Origin of the sequence: Streptomyces sp. NPDC079141, assembly GCF_040686775.1 — a bacterium.
In the GTDB taxonomy this organism is placed as follows: Bacteria; Actinomycetota; Actinomycetes; order Streptomycetales; family Streptomycetaceae; genus Streptomyces.
The window spans coordinates 252,600-268,797 of sequence record NZ_JBFBLP010000013.1 but is presented as its reverse complement, the minus strand read 5'-3'; the positions used below and the strand labels follow the sequence as shown (position 1 = coordinate 268,797).

The window sequence follows — 16,198 nt, the reverse complement described above, 5'->3', positions numbered from 1 at the left end:
CCCCTCCCACCCCCCCCCAGGGGGCTCCGCCCCCTGGACCCCCGCTCCTCAAACGCCGGAGGGGCTGAATTCAGCCCCTCCGGCGTGGGGTCTGGGGGCGGCAGCCCCCAGGGGACGGGAATGGGTAGGGGCGGCGGGGGCGAAAACCACACCCGCCGCCACCCAAGTCAGCCGCCCAGCTCCTGGTGTCGCGTCCGCAGGGTCGTCGTGCCCTTCTCCGTGAGGGAGCCGAACAACCGCAGGCGGGAGATTCCGCCGTCGGGGTAGATGTCCACGCGCGCGTGGGTGCCCACCGCCGGTGTCGGGAGGACGAAGCGGTGGTTGGTGTCGGGCTGGAGGCGGGTGCGCGGCAGGACTTCGCGCCAGTCGCCGTCCTCGCCGTCCTTCACCGACACCGACGCCCACCCCGCGCTGTTGCCCTTCAGATACGCCGTGTCGATCTCGATCGCACGGATCTGGGACTGGGCCGCCAGGCGGTAACGGATCCAGTCGTTGCCCTGGTCCCGGCGGCGACGCGTCTCCCAGCCGTCGTCCATCTTCCGGGAGCGCCCCGGCTGGATCGTGTTCGTCGCGGGAGAGTAGAAGAGGTTGGAGGCGTCCTCGACCTGACCGCCGTTCTCCAGTGCGACCACGTCGAAAGCCCCCAGCACCGCCAGCCACTCGGGATCCGGGACCACCTCGCCGTACACCCGCAGCCGCGCAATGCCCCCGTCGGGGTGCTGGTTGACCCGTAGATGCGTGAAGCGCTGTTCGGCGGAGACCTCGAAGCCGTTCGCCGCGTGACCGCCCACCGGCGTGCGCGGAACCAGCGTCGTCCACTTCACGTCGTCGCCCAGCAGCTCCTCCGGCGACGGGGAGCCCGGCACCGACGTGCCCTCGACCGACACGGCCTGCGGGTAGTTGCCACGGAAGTGGGCCGTGTCCACGACGATGCCGCGGATCACGCCGGGCGCGCCGAGGCGGACCAGCGCCCAGTCGTGGTCCTCGGCCGTCGGCCACGGGTGCCCGGCCGAGGCACCGCGCCGGCGCCGCGTCTCCCAGCCGTCCATGATCTTGCCCTTGTGCCCGAAGTGCTCGGGGTCGAATTCGGCACGCTCGGGTACGAGCAGGTTCTCCCGCTGGGCGAAGAACTCGTCGTTGGCGGCGATCACCCCGGCGCCGAGCTGCCGGTCGGCGAGGTTGGCGTACTGGGTGAAGGGGAAGTCGGCGGTGCGGTAGTCCGCGTAGGGGTCGCCCCCTGCGTAGGGGTTCGCGTCGCCGGTGAAGCTCTCGATCGCCGTCACGAAGGTTCCTTTCGGGTGTCGTCGGCCGCTGCGGGTGCGGGGGAATCAGGGGGTACGGGTGAGCAGTTGGCCCTTCGGCCCGGTGAACTCGCCGTCGGCCACGATGCGTTCGCCACGCAGCCAGGTGGACTTCACGACGCCGTACAGGGTCTTGCCCGCGTACGCGGTGACCCGGTTGCGGTGCTGGAGCTCAGCCGGGTCGACAGTGAACGTCTCGTCGGGCGCGAGGACGGCGAAGTCGGCGTCGCGGCCCACCTCGATGGCGCCCTTGCGCCCGTCGAGGCCCACCAGTTCGGCCGTACGCGAGGACATCCAGCGGACCACGTCCTCCAGCCCGTGACCGCGCCGCCGCGCCTCCGTCCACACCGCCGCCAGGCTCAGCTGGAGGCCGGAGATCCCGCCCCACGCCGTCGCGAAGTCGTCGGTCTTGAGGTCGGCCGTGGACGGCGAGTGGTCGGTGACCACGCAGTCGATGGTGCCGTCGGCGAGTGCCTGCCACAGGAGGTCCTGGTTGGCGGACTCGCGGATCGGCGGGCAGCACTTGAACTCGCTGGCGCCGTCCGGGACTTCCTCGGCGGTCAGCGTCAGATAGTGCGGGCAGGTCTCGACGGTGATCCGCACGCCTTCCCGCTTGGCCTCGGCGATCAGCGGCAGCGCGTCGCTCGACGACAGGTGCAGCACATGCACGCGCGCGTCGAGCCGCTTGGCCTGGGCGATGAGCTGGGCGATCGCCGTGTCCTCGGCGTCGCGCGGGCGGGAGGCCAGGAAGTCGGCGTACTTCGGGCCGCCCTGCTGGGGGGCGGCGTCGAGGTGGTGCGGGTCCTCGGCGTGCACGATCAGCAGGCCGCCGAAGGAGGCGATCTCGGCGAGGGACTGGGCGAGCCGGTCCTGGTCCAGGTGCGGGAACTCGTCCACGCCGGACGGGGACAGGAACGCCTTGAAGCCGAAGACGCCGGCCTCGTGCAGCGGGCGCAGGTCCTTGACGTTGTCGGGCAGCGCGCCGCCCCAGAAGCCGACGTCGATGTGCGCCTTGTCGGCGGCGACGTCCTTCTTGGTACGGAGGTTGTCGACCGTCGTGGTCGGCGGGAGGGAGTTCAGCGGCATGTCGACGAGCGTGGTGATGCCGCCGGCCGCCGCGGCGCGCGTGGCGGTCCAGAAGCCCTCCCACTCGGTGCGGCCGGGGTCGTTGACGTGCACATGGGTGTCGACCAGGCCGGGCAGCAGGACGTGGTCGCCGAAGTCCTCCACACGGGCGCCTTCGACGGCGGCGTCGTACGGCAGTACGGCCGAGATCTTCCCGGCGGAGACCGCGACCGAGGCGGCCCGCGTCCCTTCCGGAGTGATGACCCGCGTCGAGCGCAGCACCAGTTCTACGTCGGACACCCGAACCCCTCTCTCTGCCGCCGTTTACTTCCGGGTAACGGGGTTAACTTCCACGTTACGGAATTCAACGTTCTGTTGAAGGAGTCTTCACTCCCGCCCCCGCGCCGTCAAGGGCACACTTCTTCTGGGTACCCTCCCCGCATCCACTCTGGACGTTTCCACAAAGCGGAATTAGAATTCCGACAGGCAGAACGTAGCTACGCACAAGCGGGGAGTCAACCGACTGCCGGGTAGGCTTCTGCCCTTCCCGCCAGCTCCGAAAGGAACGCGCCGTGCCGACGTCCAGCGCCAGCACCACCGACTCCGCCAAGTCCTCCGCCGGCGGAGGCGTTCAGTCACTGGAGCGCGCCTTCGACCTGCTGGAGCGGATGGCGGACGCCGGCGGCGAGGTCGGCCTGAGCGAGCTGTCCGCGAGCAGCGGGCTGCCGCTGCCCACCATCCACCGTCTGATGCGCACGCTGGTGGCCTGCGGATACGTCCGCCAGCAGCCCAACCGGCGCTACGCCCTCGGCCCGCGTCTGATCCGCCTCGGCGAGTCCGCGTCCCGGCTGCTCGGCACCTGGGCCCGCCCGTATCTGGCGCGCCTGGTCGAGGAGACCGGCGAGACGGCGAACATGGCGCTGCTGGACGGCGACGAGATCGTGTACGTGGCGCAGGTGCCGTCCAAGCACTCCATGCGTATGTTCACCGAGGTCGGCCGCCGCGTCCTGCCGCACTCCACGGGCGTCGGCAAGGCCCTGCTGGCCAACACCCCGGACGACGAGGTGCGCGCCCTGCTCGGCCGTACCGGTATGCCGGCCGCGACGGAGAAGACGATCACGACGGCGGACGGCTTCCTCGCGGCCCTGGTTGACGTACGCCGCCTCGGCTACGCGGTCGACGACAACGAGCAGGAGATCGGCGTGCGCTGCCTGGCGGTGTCGGTGCCGAACTCGCCCACGGCGGCGGCCATTTCGATCTCGGGCCCGGCCGGCCGGGTCACGGAGACGGCGACGGAACGGATCGTGCCGGTGCTCCAGCAGGTGGCCGTGGAGCTGTCGGAGGCGCTGGCCAGCTCGGGACACTGACCGGGCCGAACCCGCCCTCAGCGCTGCCGCGGCTCCCCGAACAGCTCCACCGCGTCCCGCACCTGGGCCAGCCCCCGCGACAGCGCGCTCACCGATCCGATCGCGCCCGCGATCAGCAGTAACGACCGGCGCAGCCGGGGAATCTCCGGCGCCCCGCCGATCGTCATCGCGGCCAGCGCCGCGAGTTCGTCCTCGGCGATACCGCGGTCGGGGAACTCGGCCGGGTGCGCGGCGAGTTCGCGGCGCAACCGGGACACCGCGGTCCGCAGTTCCGCCACCCTCGGGTCCTCGTCACTGCCGGTCACCGGCCTCTGCCCCAAGCTCCGCAACACAGCTCTCCCCCCGCGCACGCCGTTGTGCGCGTCCACGTCGTGCTCCCGCTTCGCGCCCCGTGGCGTTGGTCGGGCGCCGGGGGACGCGGGCCAGTAAACGCCACCCGATACGGGGCGCGCCACCGTACGGACCGAAATTCAGCCCTGTGAAACCGTGCCGCCGCCATGGCGTCAGGTATGCAGGACGCATGACTCAGAACGGACAGCAGATCGTCGGGGTGCTCCTGGCCGCCGGCGGCGGGCGACGGCTCGGCGGGCGGCCCAAGGCACTGCTGGAACACCGGGGACGGCCGCTGGTGGAGTACGCCGTGTCCGTGCTGCGCGCGGCCGGGTGCCCCCGGGTCCATGTGGTCCTGGGGGCGCGGGCCGACGCCGTACGGGAGCGGGCGGAGCTCGGCGACTGCGTCCTCGTGGACAACCCCGAGTGGGAGCAGGGCATGGGCACCTCGCTACGGGCCGGGCTCGACTCGCTCACCGGGACGGGCGCCGGGGCCGCGCTCGTCTCGCTCGTCGACCAGCCCGGCATCGGGCCCGAGGCGGTGGCCCGGGTGCTCGCCGCGTACGAGGACGAGCGCTCCCTGGTCTCGGCCGCCTACGAGGGGGTACGCGGCCATCCCGTGCTGTTCGGCTCGGCGCACTGGGCGGGGATCGCGGCGACCGCGACCGGAGACCGAGGCGCCCGCGCTTATCTGAAGGAACACGCGCGCGACCTCACCCTCGTCGAGTGCGGGGACGTGGCTCAGCCCTACGACATCGACAGCCCCGAGGACCTGGTCCACCTTGAGTGAGCAAGGTGGCACTGAGCGACACCTTGCCTCGACTCAGAGAATCTCGACATCAACAAACCATTGAAGTTCCACGATGAGGAAACTACTATCCACTGATCAGAAGCGTCCGACCGCACAGCGGGCGCTCACCGTCCTATTGGTGCCCATAGGCACCCGGTGCCACAGCACACGCAGCTCGCTGAAGGAAGTGACAGCTCATGTCCGCACCAGCGCCGTCCTCGCTGGCCATCGTCGACGCCGAGCCCCTGCCCCGGCAGGAGGAGGTCCTCACCGAAGCGGCCCTCGCCTTCGTGGCCGAGCTGCACCGCCGGTTCACGCCCCGGCGTGACGAACTCCTCGCCCGCCGTGCGGAGCGCCGCGCCGAGATCGCCCGCACCTCCACGCTCGACTTCCTCCCGGAGACCGCCGCGATCCGCGCGGACGACTCCTGGAAGGTGGCCCCCTCCCCCGCGGCCCTGAACGACCGCCGCGTCGAGATCACCGGCCCCACCGACCGCAAGATGACCATCAACGCCCTCAACTCGGGCGCCAAGGTGTGGCTCGCCGACTTCGAGGACGCCTCCGCCCCGACCTGGGAGAACGTCGTCCTCGGCCAGATCAACCTGATCGACGCCTACACCCGCAACATCGACTTCACCGACCCCAAGTCCGGCAAGTCCTATGCCCTCAAGGCCAACGACGAGCTCGCCACCGTCGTCATGCGCCCCCGCGGCTGGCACCTCGGCGAGCGCCACCTCCAGGTCGACGGGCAGCCCGTGCCCGGCGCCTTCGTCGACTTCGGCCTGTACTTCTTCCACAACGCCCAGCGTCTGCTCGACCTCGGCAAGGGCCCGTACTTCTACCTCCCGAAGACCGAGTCGCACCTGGAGGCCCGCCTCTGGAACGACGTGTTCGTCTTCGCCCAGGACTACGTCGGCATCCCCCAGGGCACCGTCCGCGCCACCGTCCTCATCGAGACGATCACGGCCGCGTACGAGATGGAGGAGATCCTCTACGAACTCCGCGACCACGCCTCCGGGTTGAACGCCGGCCGCTGGGACTACCTGTTCTCCATCGTGAAGAACTTCCGCGACGGCGGACAGAAGTTCGTCCTGCCGGACCGCAACGCGGTCACGATGACGGCCCCGTTCATGCGCGCGTACACCGAACTCCTCGTGCGCACCTGCCACAAGCGCGGCGCGCACGCGATCGGCGGCATGGCGGCCTTCATCCCCTCGCGTCGCGACGAGGAGGTCAACAAGGTCGCCTTCGAGAAGGTCAAGGCCGACAAGGACCGTGAGGCGAACGACGGTTTCGACGGCTCCTGGGTCGCCCACCCCGACCTGGTCCCGATCGCCATGGCCTCCTTCGACGCCGTCCTCGGCGAGAAGCCCAACCAGAAGGACCGCCTGCGCGAGGACGTCCACGTCGAGGCGGCCGACCTGATCGCCGTCGACTCCCTGGACGCCAAGCCGACGTACCACGGCCTGGTCAACGCCGTCCAGGTCGGCATCCGTTACATCGAGGCCTGGCTGCGCGGCCTCGGCGCGGTCGCCATCTTCAACCTCATGGAGGACGCGGCCACCGCCGAGATCTCCCGCTCCCAGATCTGGCAGTGGATCAACGCGGGCGTCGAGTTCGAGAACGGTGAGAAGGCCACCCCGGAGCTGGCCCGCAAGGTCGCCGCCGAGGAGCTCCAGAACATCAAGAGCGAACTCGGCGAGGCCGCCTTCGCCGCCGGTCACTGGCAGCAGGCCCACGACCTGCTGCTGGAGGTCTCGCTGGACGAGAACTACGCGGACTTCCTGACGCTGCCGGCGTACGAGCAGCTGGAGGGCTAGGCCCTCACTTGTCCGAGTGGCCCAGGGACCTCCCCGGGGCCACTCGGTCGCGTACGGCCTGCTTCACCGCCGTCGGCTCGGGGAAGCCCTGGTCGCGGCGGTCCCAGACCACCTCGTCGTCGACCCGGACGACGAAGACGCCGCCCTTGCCCGGCTTGAGGGCCAGCTCGGTCAGCTCCGCCTCGAAGGTGGTGAGCAGCTCCTGTGCCAGCCAGGCCGCGCGGGGAAGCCAGCGGCACTGGGTGCAGTACTCGATCTCGACGCGGCCACTCATCCGAGGTGCACCGACCAATCCTGTTCCGCGGCCGGCTTGCCGTGCAGGTCGGGGACCCGCTTCAGCCACTGGGGCCGGCCTTCCTGTGTCCGCGCCGCCCGAAGGGCCTCCTCGGCGGCGAGTTCCTCCCGGGTGGGAAAGTCGGTGGGCAGCCAGGCCGCGGAGGCCCGCACGCGCGCGTGGAGGTGATCCACGTACGCCTCGCGCGCCTCGTCCGGTGTGGCGAAGTCCGTGAGCCAGGCGTCGGGCACGCAGGCCGCGACCGAGCGCAGCAGTTCGCGCGTCACCTTGGGGGCCAGCTCCGCGTCCGCGGCCCGCACGTCGGGGCCGTAGTGGCCGAGGGCGTGGTGACGGAAGTCGTAGGCCTTCTCGGGGTCCGCGCCGTCCCAGCGGTGGTGGAAGACGAGGGCCGCGCCGTGGTCGATCAGCCACAGGCGGGGCGGGGCCGTGCCGAACGTCGGCCAGACCATCAGGTTGGAGCTGTGGACCGTACGGTCGACGTTCGTGGTCAGGGCGTCGAGCCAGACGATCCGGCCCGCCTCCAGCGGATCCACGGGGAAGACCTTGGCGATCTCCGGGGTGAAGTCCTTCGCGCCCGGCAGATAGTCCATGCCGAGGTTGAGGCCGTGGCTGGCGGCGTGCAGCTCCCGGACCTCCTGGTGCGGTTCGGTGTCGGCGATCGTCGGGTCGAAGTGGACCAGGACCAGCTCGGGGAAGCGCAGGCCGAGCGCTCGGGCCAGCTCGCCCACGATCACCTCGGCGACCAACGCCCTGTGGCCCTGCGCGGAGCCGGTGAACTTCACGACGTATGTGCCCAGGTCGTCGGCCTCGACGACTCCGGGCACGGAGCCGCCGGACCGCAGGGGGGTCACGTATCGCACACCAGTCACTTCACGCAGCACACCGGCCAGCCTAAAGCAGGTCAGCCACGGACCAGGGGGTTCGGCAGCGGCAGGTAGCGGGCGGCGGCACCGTCCGCGCCGGTCCAGCGCAGCAGGAGGTTCGTCTTGCCGGGGAGAGTGGGGGCGGTGAGGAGGGCGGCGGCCTCGGGGAGGCCGTGGCGGGCCAGTTCGCGGCGTACGGCGGGCCAGGGGTCGAGGCCGGGCCGGAGTTCGGCGAGCGCCGCGGCCACCTCCCACAGATGGTTCACCACCAGGCAGTACACCAGCCGCTCCCAGCCCGCGGCCCGATCGACGTCCGCCAGCAGCTTCACACCCTCGGCGTCCCGGAACAGCGCCCGCACGGGCATGCCGTCGGCGTCGAAGGCGACCAGCGTGTTCTGCAGATGCGCCTCGACGACGACGCCGTGCTCGGCGAAGGCCGTCAGGGCGGGCGGTACGACGGTGGCCAGGTACGCCTCCCACCAGGCCGCCGGGTCCGCCGCAGCGGCGAGCGGGCTGCCTGCGAAGCCCTCCACCAGGCCCGCGGCGAGCAGTGGGGTCGCGCCGGGCGGGACGTGCCCGCGCAGTCCGTCCCGGACCAGGACGGCGAGTTCCTCGAAGGCGAAGCCGGCGGTGCGGTAGCCGCGGTCGCTGAGCCAGGCCGCGGGACCGGCGGCGAAGGCGGCGTCGGCCGCCGCGTCGGTGCGGCGCAGCTTCAGCAGGTCGTGGCGCCACAGCCGGCGGATGTCGTTGGTGATGCGCACATCGAGGCTGAACTTCAGGAACAGATCGCGCTCGGGCGCGTACAGCGTGCGGATCGCGGCCGTCGGCCAGGCGTCGAAGCCGGTCGTGCCGAGCCGGACCAGCCGGCCGTCGGCGAAGGCGGGCGCAAGGTCCACCAGGCCGAGCTGCCAGGGGTGGGCGGGCAGCAGCCGGTAGCCGGGCGGCGCCGCGCCGAGGCTGTCCAGGGCCGAGGTGTCGCCCTCCTCGACGACCGTGTCCTCGCGCACGCCGAGCAGCACCAGCGGGAAGCGGGCGTACGCCTCGGGCGCGTACGGCAGCCAGCCGGCGACCGGGCCGCCGCCGCGCGCCTTGGGGGCGGGGTGGTAGGGATGGCCGGTGAGGAGGGCCTGCTCGGAGCGCAGGTACGGGTCCTCGGGGGGCATCGCACGCGCGCGTGCGGTGAGCAGCGCGGCGACCGCGTCCCGGCTGTCGATCATCTCGGTGGGCAGTTCGTGGTTGGTCAGGCCGGTGTGGCGACGCAGTTCCTCGACGACGAGTTTGACCAGTTCGGGGTGGCCGACGCGGCGCCAGCCGCCGTCCGTGTGCACCTCGGGGTCGGCCGGGCGCCGCTCGCCGCGTACGCGCAGCAGACGGCCGCTGGGCAGCCGGTGTTCCCCCGCCGTGGTGAGCGGCTGTGCCACCTCCCGCAGCAGGCAGTTGAGCAGCGGCACTGCCGCGTACGCGTCGGCGCGGTCCGCGACGGGGTCGGGCGCCGCGGCGTCGGCATCGGCGGGCGGGGGCATGAGGTCCACGCGTTTCACTCGTTCTCTACAGGCCGTTCGGGCGGAGACGATCAGTATGTCTGTTGTCGCCCGCCCGCCCTGACGCCCTACTCGTACCCGAGGAGCCCGACCGTGCACCGTTCCCCCACCGCAGAGACCGAGGTCGCCGCCGAGCTGGCCGAAGTGCGCCCCGGTCTCGCGTCCCGGTACGCGGCCGAGCTGCCCGGCGCCCGCGCGGCGGTGCTGACCCGGCTGTGGCGGGCGCTCGCCCATGAGCCGCTGCCGTGGGTCGCCGCCCGCGAGGACGGCCGGGACGGTCTCACCCTGCGGCTTTCCGACGGCCGCCGCCTGCACGGGCCGCACGCCGACCCGTACGCGACCGCCGCGTACGTCACCGCCGTCCATCTCGACGACTCGGCGTACGACGATCCGGCGCGGCTGCTGACCGGCCTCGGGGTGCCGCACGGCACGGCCTTCGCCGCCGAACTCGGGCACAGCGTGGCCTCGTTGGCGCTGTCCCGGGCCGGTCAGCCGGACCGCTCGAAAGAGTGGCCCGGGCAGGACTGGGAGTGGGAGCAGCGGGTGGTCGACGGCCATCCGTACCACCCCAACTGCCGTTCCCGGCCCGGCTTCACGGTGGCCGAGCAGTTCGCGTACGGTCCCGAGCACCGGCCGGTGGTGGAGCTGGGGCTGTGGCCGGTGCCGGCGGACGAGTGCCTGCTGACCGGCGACTGGCCGGACGAACTGCGGGACGGCGAACGGCTGTTGCTGCCGATACATCCGTGGCAGGCGACTCACGTCCTCAAGCGCCCGTGCGAGCGGACGCTGGGCGGCGCGCATCCGCTGATGTCCCTGCGCACCCTCGCCCTGCCCGGCGGGCCGCACGTCAAGACCGCGCTGAGCGCGCGGCTGACGTCCTCGGTGCGGGACATCTCGGTGTACTCGATCGGCCTGTCGGCGAGGCTGTCGGCGTTCGCGGAGTCGCTGGCCGGGCGCACGGACGGACTGCTGCACTTCACCCGCACGCTGGGCGCGGCCACCGCAAACTCCCCCGATCTGGCGGCCGTACTGCGCGAGTCGCCGCAGGAGTACGCGGGCGAGGGAGAGCGTGTGGTGCCGGTGGCCGCGCTCACCACCACCGAACTGCCCTCCTCCCCGGCCTGGCTGGCCCGGTTCGCGCGGCTCGCGCTCACCGTCGGCCTCGGGCTGCTGGAGCTGGGCGTGGCCCTGGAGGCGCACGGCCAGAACCTGCTCGTCGTGCTGTCCGCCGACGGCACCCCGCTGCGCCTGGTCTACCGCGATCTCGCCGACATCCGGATCAGCCCGGCCCGGCTGGCCCGGCACGGCATCCCGCTGCCCGAGCTGACCGGACGGATCGTCACGGACGACGAAGCCACCCTGCGGCGCAAGCTGTTCGGGTCCTTGGTGGCGGGCGCGCTCGCGGGTACGGCGGGGTCGGCGGCGGCGCTTCGGGAGGCACTGGAGACGGCCGTACGGGATCTCCCGCGCACCACGGACCTGCCCGCGCTGCGCGAGGAGACGCTGCCCGCGAAGGCGCTCACGCTGATGCGGCTGTCGCCGGGAACGCCCGGGGACCAGTGGGCGCGGCTGCCCAACCCCCTGCGGTGACCGGCCGTTTTGGAGCGGGACACCTCTGATCAATAGGATCCGCCGATGATCACAAGAACACGGTTGGCGGCGGGGGCCTGCGCCCTGCTCGCCGCACTGACGGCCGGGCTGGCGTTCCCGGCCGGAGCGGCCGCCGGCGAACCCACGGGCGAGGACGCGCCGAAGGTGAACCTCGTCCTCGACGTCAGCGGCTCCATGCGGGCGCGGGACATCGACGGCGGGTCCCGGATGGCCGCGGCGAAGCAGGCGTTCAACGAGGTGCTCGACGCGACACCGGAGGAGGTCCAGCTCGGCATCCGGACGCTCGGCGCGAACTACGCGGGCGACAACCAGAAGACGGGCTGCAAGGACACCGCGCAGCTCTACCCGGTCGGCCCGCTGGACCGTACCGAGGCGAAGACCGCGGTGGCCACCCTGGTGCCCACCGGCTGGACGCCGATCGGCCCGGCGCTGCTGAAGGCGGCCGACGACCTCGACGGCGGCACCGGCTCCAAGCGGATCGTGCTGATCAGCGACGGCGAGGACACCTGCGCCCCGCTCGACCCGTGCGAGGTCGCCCGGGAGATCGCCGCCAAGGGCATCGGGCTGACCATCGACACCCTCGGCCTGGTCCCGAACACCAAGATGCGGCAGCAGCTCAGCTGTATCGCGGAGGCGACCGGCGGGACGTTCACCTCGGTCGAGCACACCGAGGAACTCACCGACAAGGTCAACCAGTTGGTGGACCGGGCGGCCGACCCGGTGGTGACGCCGGTGGCGGTCGACGGCGCCACGCAGTGCGCGCAGGCGCCGGAGCTGAAGTCCGGCCTGTACACCGACCGCGAGGAGTTCGGCCAGCAGCGCTGGTACCGGGTCGACGTCGAGCCCGGCCAGGAGCTGCGCGCCTCGGTGAGCGTGGCGGCCGACCGCGCGGTGAACCCCTCCTACGGGGTGCTGCTGCGGGCGGTCACCGTGCACGGCCGGGAGATCGTGCGCGGCGAGGCGGCGGGCAACGGCCGTACGGACGTGGTCTCGACGGGTGTGCGCTACCCGAAGGCCTCCTCGGACGACGAGGAGGCCCCGGCCGAGTCCGTGTGCCTCCAGGTCACGCACTCCTACTCCGCGGCCTCCGGCGTGAAGACCACGCCGGGTCTGCCGCTGGAGCTGACGATCGACGTCGTGGACGGCCCGTCGGGGTCGAGCGACGTTGCCTCGTTCGGTCTCGGGCGCGGCTGGTGGCTGCTCGCCGCGCTGATCCTCACCGGCTTCCTCGCCGGTCTCATCTGGGGCTGGGTGTCGCGCTGGCGGGTCGCGGTCTGGAGGACCAACTGATGCGGATCACACGTACGTTGAGCACGGCACTGCTGATGCTCGGGCTGGCGGCGGCGCCGGCCGCGGCGGACGGCGAGGAGAAGGAGGCCGTTCCCACGCAGGCGGGCACCTCCTTCCGTACGGCCACGGAGATCGAGCAGGGCGGGCTCGCCACGGCGAGCGCCTCGGCCGGCGACTACCTGTACTGGTCGTTCCCCGCGGACGCCGGACAGCGCCCCACCGTCACGGCGAAGGTGAAGCTGCCCGAGACGCATGCCGCCGAGACCTGGCAGATCGACGTCTACGACGGACTGCGGCGCCGCCAGGCCTGCCAGTACGGCGCGCAGACCCGCACCGCCGCCGCCGACGCCGGCTCCGTGGAGCTGGCCTGCGTGCTGCGCACGGTCCGCGCCTGGTCGGAGCCGTGGGCGAACGACCCGCTGCCGGGCACGTACTACGTCCGGCTGACGGTGCTCGACCTGACCACCGGCGACCTGGGCCTGCCGGTCGACGCGGAGATCCGGGTCGACTCCAAGCACATCGGCGGCCCGGCCGCGGTGGACGGCTCGCTGGCCGAGCCGCTGGTGCCGGGCATCGCGATGAAGTCCGAGGAGGAGTCCGCGGAGGAGGACGACTCCGCGGTGCTGTCGGCCATCGAGCCGGAGGACGGCTGGGCGTCCGGCTGGTGGTCCGACCGCTGGGTGTGGACCGCGATCGGCGGCGCGCTGGCCGCACTGGCGGGCGTGGGCGGGTATGCGCTGACGCGCGGCTCCGGGCGGCCGCCCGGGGTCTGATCCCCTGAGTGATGACAAGGCCCGTCGCGCTTCGGCGCGGCGGGCCTTCGGCTGTCCCTCGGCTATCCCTCGCGCAGGGCCTTGGCGAGCGTCCCCTCGCCGGTGACTGCAATACGCCCGTCCCGGACCGCGTCGGCCACGCTCAACTCCCCCCGCGCCACGGCCGTACAGGTGTCGGTGTCCAGCGCCAGCCGCGCGTCGGGCTCGCCCGGCGCGGGCCCGTCGCCGTACACCGGCCCCTCCTCGGCCCCGACGTGGAGATGGAACTCCCCCTCCTCCAGCCGCACTTCGACGAGCCCCTCGCCCTCCAGCGCCCTGAGCAGGGGCAGTGCGAACCAGTGGGCGCGTACGGCGTCCGTGGGCCGCCGCTCCCCCAGGTCCGCCTCGCCCCAGGAACCCAGCGCCTGGAGGACCGGCAGCAACTCCCGGCCGCGCGGGGAGAGTTCGTAGACGTAGGCCGCGCCGGGCGGGGGCAGGCGGCGCCTCGTCGCCAGACCGTCACGTTCCATGTCCTTCAGCCGCGAGGCGAGTACGTCCGTGCTCACGCCGGGCAGGTCCGCGTGCAGGTCGGTGTAGCGGCGCGGGCCGGAGAGCAGCTCCCGGACGATCAGCAGGGTCCAGCGGTCGCCGACGACGTCGAGCGCGCGGGCGGCGGAACAGTACTGGTCGTAGCTTCGGCGAGGTGACATGCGACGCAGTGTAGACATGTTGTTGGACTTTCCAAGCGAGGACTTGGTAAAACCAAGTAACACCAGACACTGGAGGGGCGCATGGAGTTCCGGCAGTCCAACAAGCTCAGCGAGGTCTGTTACGAGATCCGCGGCCCGGTGATCGAGCACGCGGACGCGCTGGAGAAGGCAGGCCACAGCGTGCTGCGCCTGAACACCGGCAACCCCGCGCTGTTCGGCTTCGAGGCGCCGGAGGAGATCCTCCAGGACATGATCCGGATGCTCCCCCAGGCGCACGGCTACACCGACTCCCGGGGCATCCTCTCCGCCCGCCGGGCCGTCGCCGGGCGCTACCAGAACCTGGGCCTGGAGGTCGACGTCGACGACGTCTTCCTCGGCAACGGCATCTCCGAGCTGATCTCGATGGCCGTGACCGCGCTGGTCGAGGACGGCGACGAAATCCTCATCCCGGCCCCCGACTTCCCGCTCTGGACGGCCGTGACCACCCTCGCGGGCGGCAAGGCGGTGCACTACCTCTGCGACGAACAGGCCGACTGGTACCCGGACCTGGACGACATGGCGTCGAAGATCACCGACCGCACCAAGGCCGTCGTGATCATCAACCCGAACAACCCCACCGGCGCGGTGTACCCCAAGGAGATCCTCGAAGGCATCCTCGACCTCGCCCGTCGGCACGGCCTGATGGTCTTCGCCGACGAGATCTACGACCAGATCCTGTACGACGACGCCGTGCACCACTCGGTCGCCGCGCTCGCCCCCGACCTGGTGGTCCTCACCTTCTGCGGCCTGTCGAAGACGTACCGGGTGGCGGGCTTCCGCTCGGGCTGGCTGGTCGTCACGGGCCCCAAGCAGCACGCCAGGAACTACCTGGAGGGCCTGACCATGCTGGCCTCCATGCGCCTGTGCGCCAACGCGCCCGCGCAGTACGCCATCCAGGCCGCGCTGGGCGGCCGCCAGTCCATCAACGAGCTGACCGCCCCGGGCGGCCGCCTGCACGAACAGCGCACCGTGGCCTGGGAGAAGCTCAACGAGATCCCCGGCGTGTCCTGCGTGAAGCCGAAGGGCTCGCTGTACGCCTTCCCGCGCCTGGACCCCAAGGTCCACAAGATCCACGACGACGAGAAGTTCGTCCTCGACCTCCTCCTGCGCGAGAAGATCCAGGTGGTCCAGGGCACCGGCTTCAACTGGCCCACCCCCGACCACTTCCGCATCCTCACACTGCCGCACGCGGAGGACCTGGAGGCGGCCATCGGGCGGATCGGGCGGTTCCTCAGCGGGTATCGGCAGTAGCGCGCGGGTAGGCCGTCGGCCATGAGCGATCGCCCCCTGCTGCTCCTGGACGTCGACGGCCCCCTCAACCCGTTCCGGGCCGTCTACGCCCGGCACCGCGGCTATGTGACGCACCGGCTGCGCCCGGCGAGCTGGTCGGCCCGGCAGGTCCCGGGGTCGCGGCGGCTGCGCCGGGGGCTTCGGGTGCGGCTGCATCCGGGGCACGGGGCGCGGCTGGTCGCGCTGCCGTACGAACTGGCGTGGGCGACCACCTGGATGCACGAGGCCAACGAGATGATCGCGCCGGCGATCGGGCTGCCCCGCGAGCTGCCGGTCATCGAGTTCACGGACCTGTTCGCCACGGACCCCGACGGGCTGTACTGGAAGACGCGGCAGGTCGTGGCGTGGGCGGCGGGGCGGCCGTTCGTCTGGGTCGACGACATGGTCACCGATCTCGACGTACGCCATGTGGCCGAGCACCACGACGGGCCGGCGCTGCTGCTGCGGATCGATCCGCGCCGGGGGCTGCGGGAGCCGGAGTTCGCGCGGCTGGAGGCCTGGGCCCATAGCCTGTGAGGCATGGGTGATCTTCTGCTGGTGCGGCACGGTGAGACCGAGTGGTCCAGGTCCGGACGGCACACCGGCTCGACGGACGTCCCGCTGACCGAGCACGGCCGGGAGGAGGCGCGGCGGCTCGTGCCGCTGGTGCGGTCCCATCGGATCGGGGCCGCGTTCGTCAGCCCCCTGCAACGCGCGCGTGAGACGGCCGAGCTCATCGGGCTCCAGGACATGCGCGTCGAACCGGACCTGCGGGAGTGGGACTACGGCGGGTACGAGGGCGTCACGACCGTGGAGATCCAGCGCACCCGGCCCGGCTGGTTCCTCTTCACGGACGGCGTCGCTCCGGGGCCACCGGCCCACCCCGGCGAGACCCCGGACCAGGTCGGCGAGCGCGCCGACCGGGCCCTGGCCAAGGTCGACGCCGCCCTCGCCAACACCGAGGGCTGCGTGGTGCTGGTGGCGCACGGCCACTTCCTGCGGGTCCTGACCGCCCGAAGGCTGGGGCTGCCCCCGGCCGACGGCGCACTGTTCCAGCTGGCGACGGGGACGGTGTGCCGGCTGAGCACCGAGCACGGGCGGCACGTGATCGCCGGGTGGAATGTCAGACCCGGGTCGTAGCCTTCGAAGCAGTGG

The 16,198-nt window shown here is 71.9% G+C and carries 16 protein-coding genes; 9 read left to right on the top strand and 7 right to left on the bottom strand.

Annotated elements, in window-relative coordinates; all coding sequences use genetic code 11:
* Positions 1-167: 167 nt before the first annotated feature.
* Complete coding sequence (alc, locus tag AB0Q90_RS30310; protein WP_363158477.1) at positions 168-1,283, bottom strand: allantoicase; 1,116 nt, start codon at positions 1,281-1,283, stop codon at positions 168-170.
* Positions 1,284-1,328: 45 nt separating this feature from the next.
* Positions 1,329-2,666, bottom strand: coding sequence for an allantoinase AllB (gene allB, locus AB0Q90_RS30305; protein WP_363158478.1), 1,338 nt, complete (start codon positions 2,664-2,666; stop codon positions 1,329-1,331).
* Positions 2,667-2,938: 272 nt separating this feature from the next.
* Between allB and AB0Q90_RS30300 the strand changes: the two genes are divergently transcribed.
* Complete coding sequence (locus AB0Q90_RS30300; RefSeq protein ID WP_363158479.1) at positions 2,939-3,733, top strand: IclR family transcriptional regulator; 795 nt, start codon at positions 2,939-2,941, stop codon at positions 3,731-3,733.
* Between the two features lie 17 nt (positions 3,734-3,750).
* On the opposite strand, the gene AB0Q90_RS30295 is transcribed toward AB0Q90_RS30300, so the two are convergent.
* On the bottom strand, positions 3,751-4,038 hold the full coding sequence (locus tag AB0Q90_RS30295) for a DUF5955 family protein (protein WP_363158480.1): 288 nt from the start codon (positions 4,036-4,038) through the stop codon (positions 3,751-3,753).
* Positions 4,039-4,253: 215 nt separating this feature from the next.
* Between AB0Q90_RS30295 and AB0Q90_RS30290 the strand changes: the two genes are divergently transcribed.
* Positions 4,254-4,853, top strand: coding sequence for a nucleotidyltransferase family protein (locus tag AB0Q90_RS30290; protein WP_363158481.1), 600 nt, complete (start codon positions 4,254-4,256; stop codon positions 4,851-4,853).
* Between the two features lie 197 nt (positions 4,854-5,050).
* Entirely contained in the window at positions 5,051-6,673 is a 1,623-nt protein-coding gene (gene aceB, locus AB0Q90_RS30285; RefSeq protein WP_363158482.1) for a malate synthase A, read from the top strand.
* 4 nt (positions 6,674-6,677) lie between these two features.
* Here aceB and AB0Q90_RS30280 read toward each other — a convergent pair whose 3' ends face one another.
* The 3 genes from AB0Q90_RS30280 to AB0Q90_RS30270 are packed head-to-tail and all read right to left on the bottom strand — an operon-like array spanning position 6,678 to position 9,354.
* The gene (locus tag AB0Q90_RS30280; protein WP_363158483.1) at positions 6,678-6,947 is read right to left on the bottom strand and encodes a SelT/SelW/SelH family protein; all 270 of its coding nucleotides are present in this window, start codon (positions 6,945-6,947) and stop codon (positions 6,678-6,680) included.
* Positions 6,944-7,849: a HipA family kinase gene (locus AB0Q90_RS30275; RefSeq protein ID WP_363158484.1), complete on the bottom strand. Its 906-nt coding sequence runs from the start codon at positions 7,847-7,849 to the stop codon at positions 6,944-6,946. Before AB0Q90_RS30275 ends, AB0Q90_RS30280 begins: the two co-directional genes overlap by 4 nt.
* A gap of 20 nt (positions 7,850-7,869) precedes the next feature.
* Positions 7,870-9,354: an IucA/IucC family protein gene (locus AB0Q90_RS30270; protein WP_363158695.1), complete on the bottom strand. Its 1,485-nt coding sequence runs from the start codon at positions 9,352-9,354 to the stop codon at positions 7,870-7,872.
* Positions 9,355-9,465: 111 nt separating this feature from the next.
* Here AB0Q90_RS30270 and AB0Q90_RS30265 point away from each other — a divergent pair, with 111 nt between their 5' ends.
* The 3 genes from AB0Q90_RS30265 to AB0Q90_RS30255 are packed head-to-tail and all read left to right on the top strand — an operon-like array spanning position 9,466 to position 13,046.
* The gene (locus AB0Q90_RS30265) at positions 9,466-10,962 is read left to right on the top strand and encodes an IucA/IucC family protein (protein ID WP_363158485.1); all 1,497 of its coding nucleotides are present in this window, start codon (positions 9,466-9,468) and stop codon (positions 10,960-10,962) included.
* A 45-nt stretch (positions 10,963-11,007) separates the two neighbouring features.
* The gene (locus AB0Q90_RS30260; protein ID WP_363158486.1) at positions 11,008-12,273 is read left to right on the top strand and encodes a VWA domain-containing protein; all 1,266 of its coding nucleotides are present in this window, start codon (positions 11,008-11,010) and stop codon (positions 12,271-12,273) included.
* Positions 12,273-13,046 (top strand): hypothetical protein, encoded by a 774-nt coding sequence (locus AB0Q90_RS30255; RefSeq protein ID WP_363158487.1) that lies wholly within the window; start codon positions 12,273-12,275, stop codon positions 13,044-13,046. The genes AB0Q90_RS30260 and AB0Q90_RS30255 overlap by 1 nt, the downstream gene beginning before the upstream one ends.
* Before the next feature lie 62 nt (positions 13,047-13,108).
* Here the strand turns inward: AB0Q90_RS30255 and AB0Q90_RS30250 are convergent, their stop codons facing one another.
* A complete protein-coding gene (locus AB0Q90_RS30250) occupies positions 13,109-13,735 on the bottom strand; it encodes a helix-turn-helix domain-containing protein (RefSeq protein ID WP_363158488.1) in 627 nt (208 codons plus the stop codon).
* An 81-nt stretch (positions 13,736-13,816) separates the two neighbouring features.
* Here AB0Q90_RS30250 and AB0Q90_RS30245 point away from each other — a divergent pair, with 81 nt between their 5' ends.
* Genes AB0Q90_RS30245 through AB0Q90_RS30235 form a run of 3 tightly spaced genes read left to right on the top strand, consistent with a single transcriptional unit; the run spans position 13,817 to position 16,183 of the window.
* The gene (locus AB0Q90_RS30245) at positions 13,817-15,025 is read left to right on the top strand and encodes a pyridoxal phosphate-dependent aminotransferase (protein WP_363158489.1); all 1,209 of its coding nucleotides are present in this window, start codon (positions 13,817-13,819) and stop codon (positions 15,023-15,025) included.
* 21 nt (positions 15,026-15,046) lie between these two features.
* The gene (locus AB0Q90_RS30240; RefSeq protein WP_363158490.1) at positions 15,047-15,580 is read left to right on the top strand and encodes an HAD domain-containing protein; all 534 of its coding nucleotides are present in this window, start codon (positions 15,047-15,049) and stop codon (positions 15,578-15,580) included.
* Between the two features lie 3 nt (positions 15,581-15,583).
* On the top strand, positions 15,584-16,183 hold the full coding sequence (locus AB0Q90_RS30235) for a histidine phosphatase family protein (RefSeq protein ID WP_363158491.1): 600 nt from the start codon (positions 15,584-15,586) through the stop codon (positions 16,181-16,183).
* Positions 16,184-16,198 lie beyond the last annotated feature (15 nt).

Bases quoted from the DNA above. Each gene is read 5' to 3' on its own strand.
- AB0Q90_RS30290 (WP_363158481.1), top strand. From the start codon at position 4,254: ATGACTCAGAACGGACAGCAGATCGTCGGGGTGCTCCTGGCCGCCGGC.
- aceB (WP_363158482.1), top strand. From the start codon at position 5,051: ATGTCCGCACCAGCGCCGTCCTCGCTGGCCATCGTCGACGCCGAGCCC.
- AB0Q90_RS30280 (WP_363158483.1), bottom strand. From the start codon at position 6,947: ATGAGTGGCCGCGTCGAGATCGAGTACTGCACCCAGTGCCGCTGGCTT.
- AB0Q90_RS30270 (WP_363158695.1), bottom strand. From the start codon at position 9,354: ATGCCCCCGCCCGCCGATGCCGACGCCGCGGCGCCCGACCCCGTCGCG.
- AB0Q90_RS30260 (WP_363158486.1), top strand. From the start codon at position 11,008: ATGATCACAAGAACACGGTTGGCGGCGGGGGCCTGCGCCCTGCTCGCC.
- AB0Q90_RS30255 (WP_363158487.1), top strand. From the start codon at position 12,273: ATGCGGATCACACGTACGTTGAGCACGGCACTGCTGATGCTCGGGCTG.
- AB0Q90_RS30250 (WP_363158488.1), bottom strand. From the start codon at position 13,735: ATGTCACCTCGCCGAAGCTACGACCAGTACTGTTCCGCCGCCCGCGCG.
- AB0Q90_RS30245 (WP_363158489.1), top strand. From the start codon at position 13,817: ATGGAGTTCCGGCAGTCCAACAAGCTCAGCGAGGTCTGTTACGAGATC.
- AB0Q90_RS30240 (WP_363158490.1), top strand. From the start codon at position 15,047: ATGAGCGATCGCCCCCTGCTGCTCCTGGACGTCGACGGCCCCCTCAAC.
- AB0Q90_RS30235 (WP_363158491.1), top strand. From the start codon at position 15,584: ATGGGTGATCTTCTGCTGGTGCGGCACGGTGAGACCGAGTGGTCCAGG.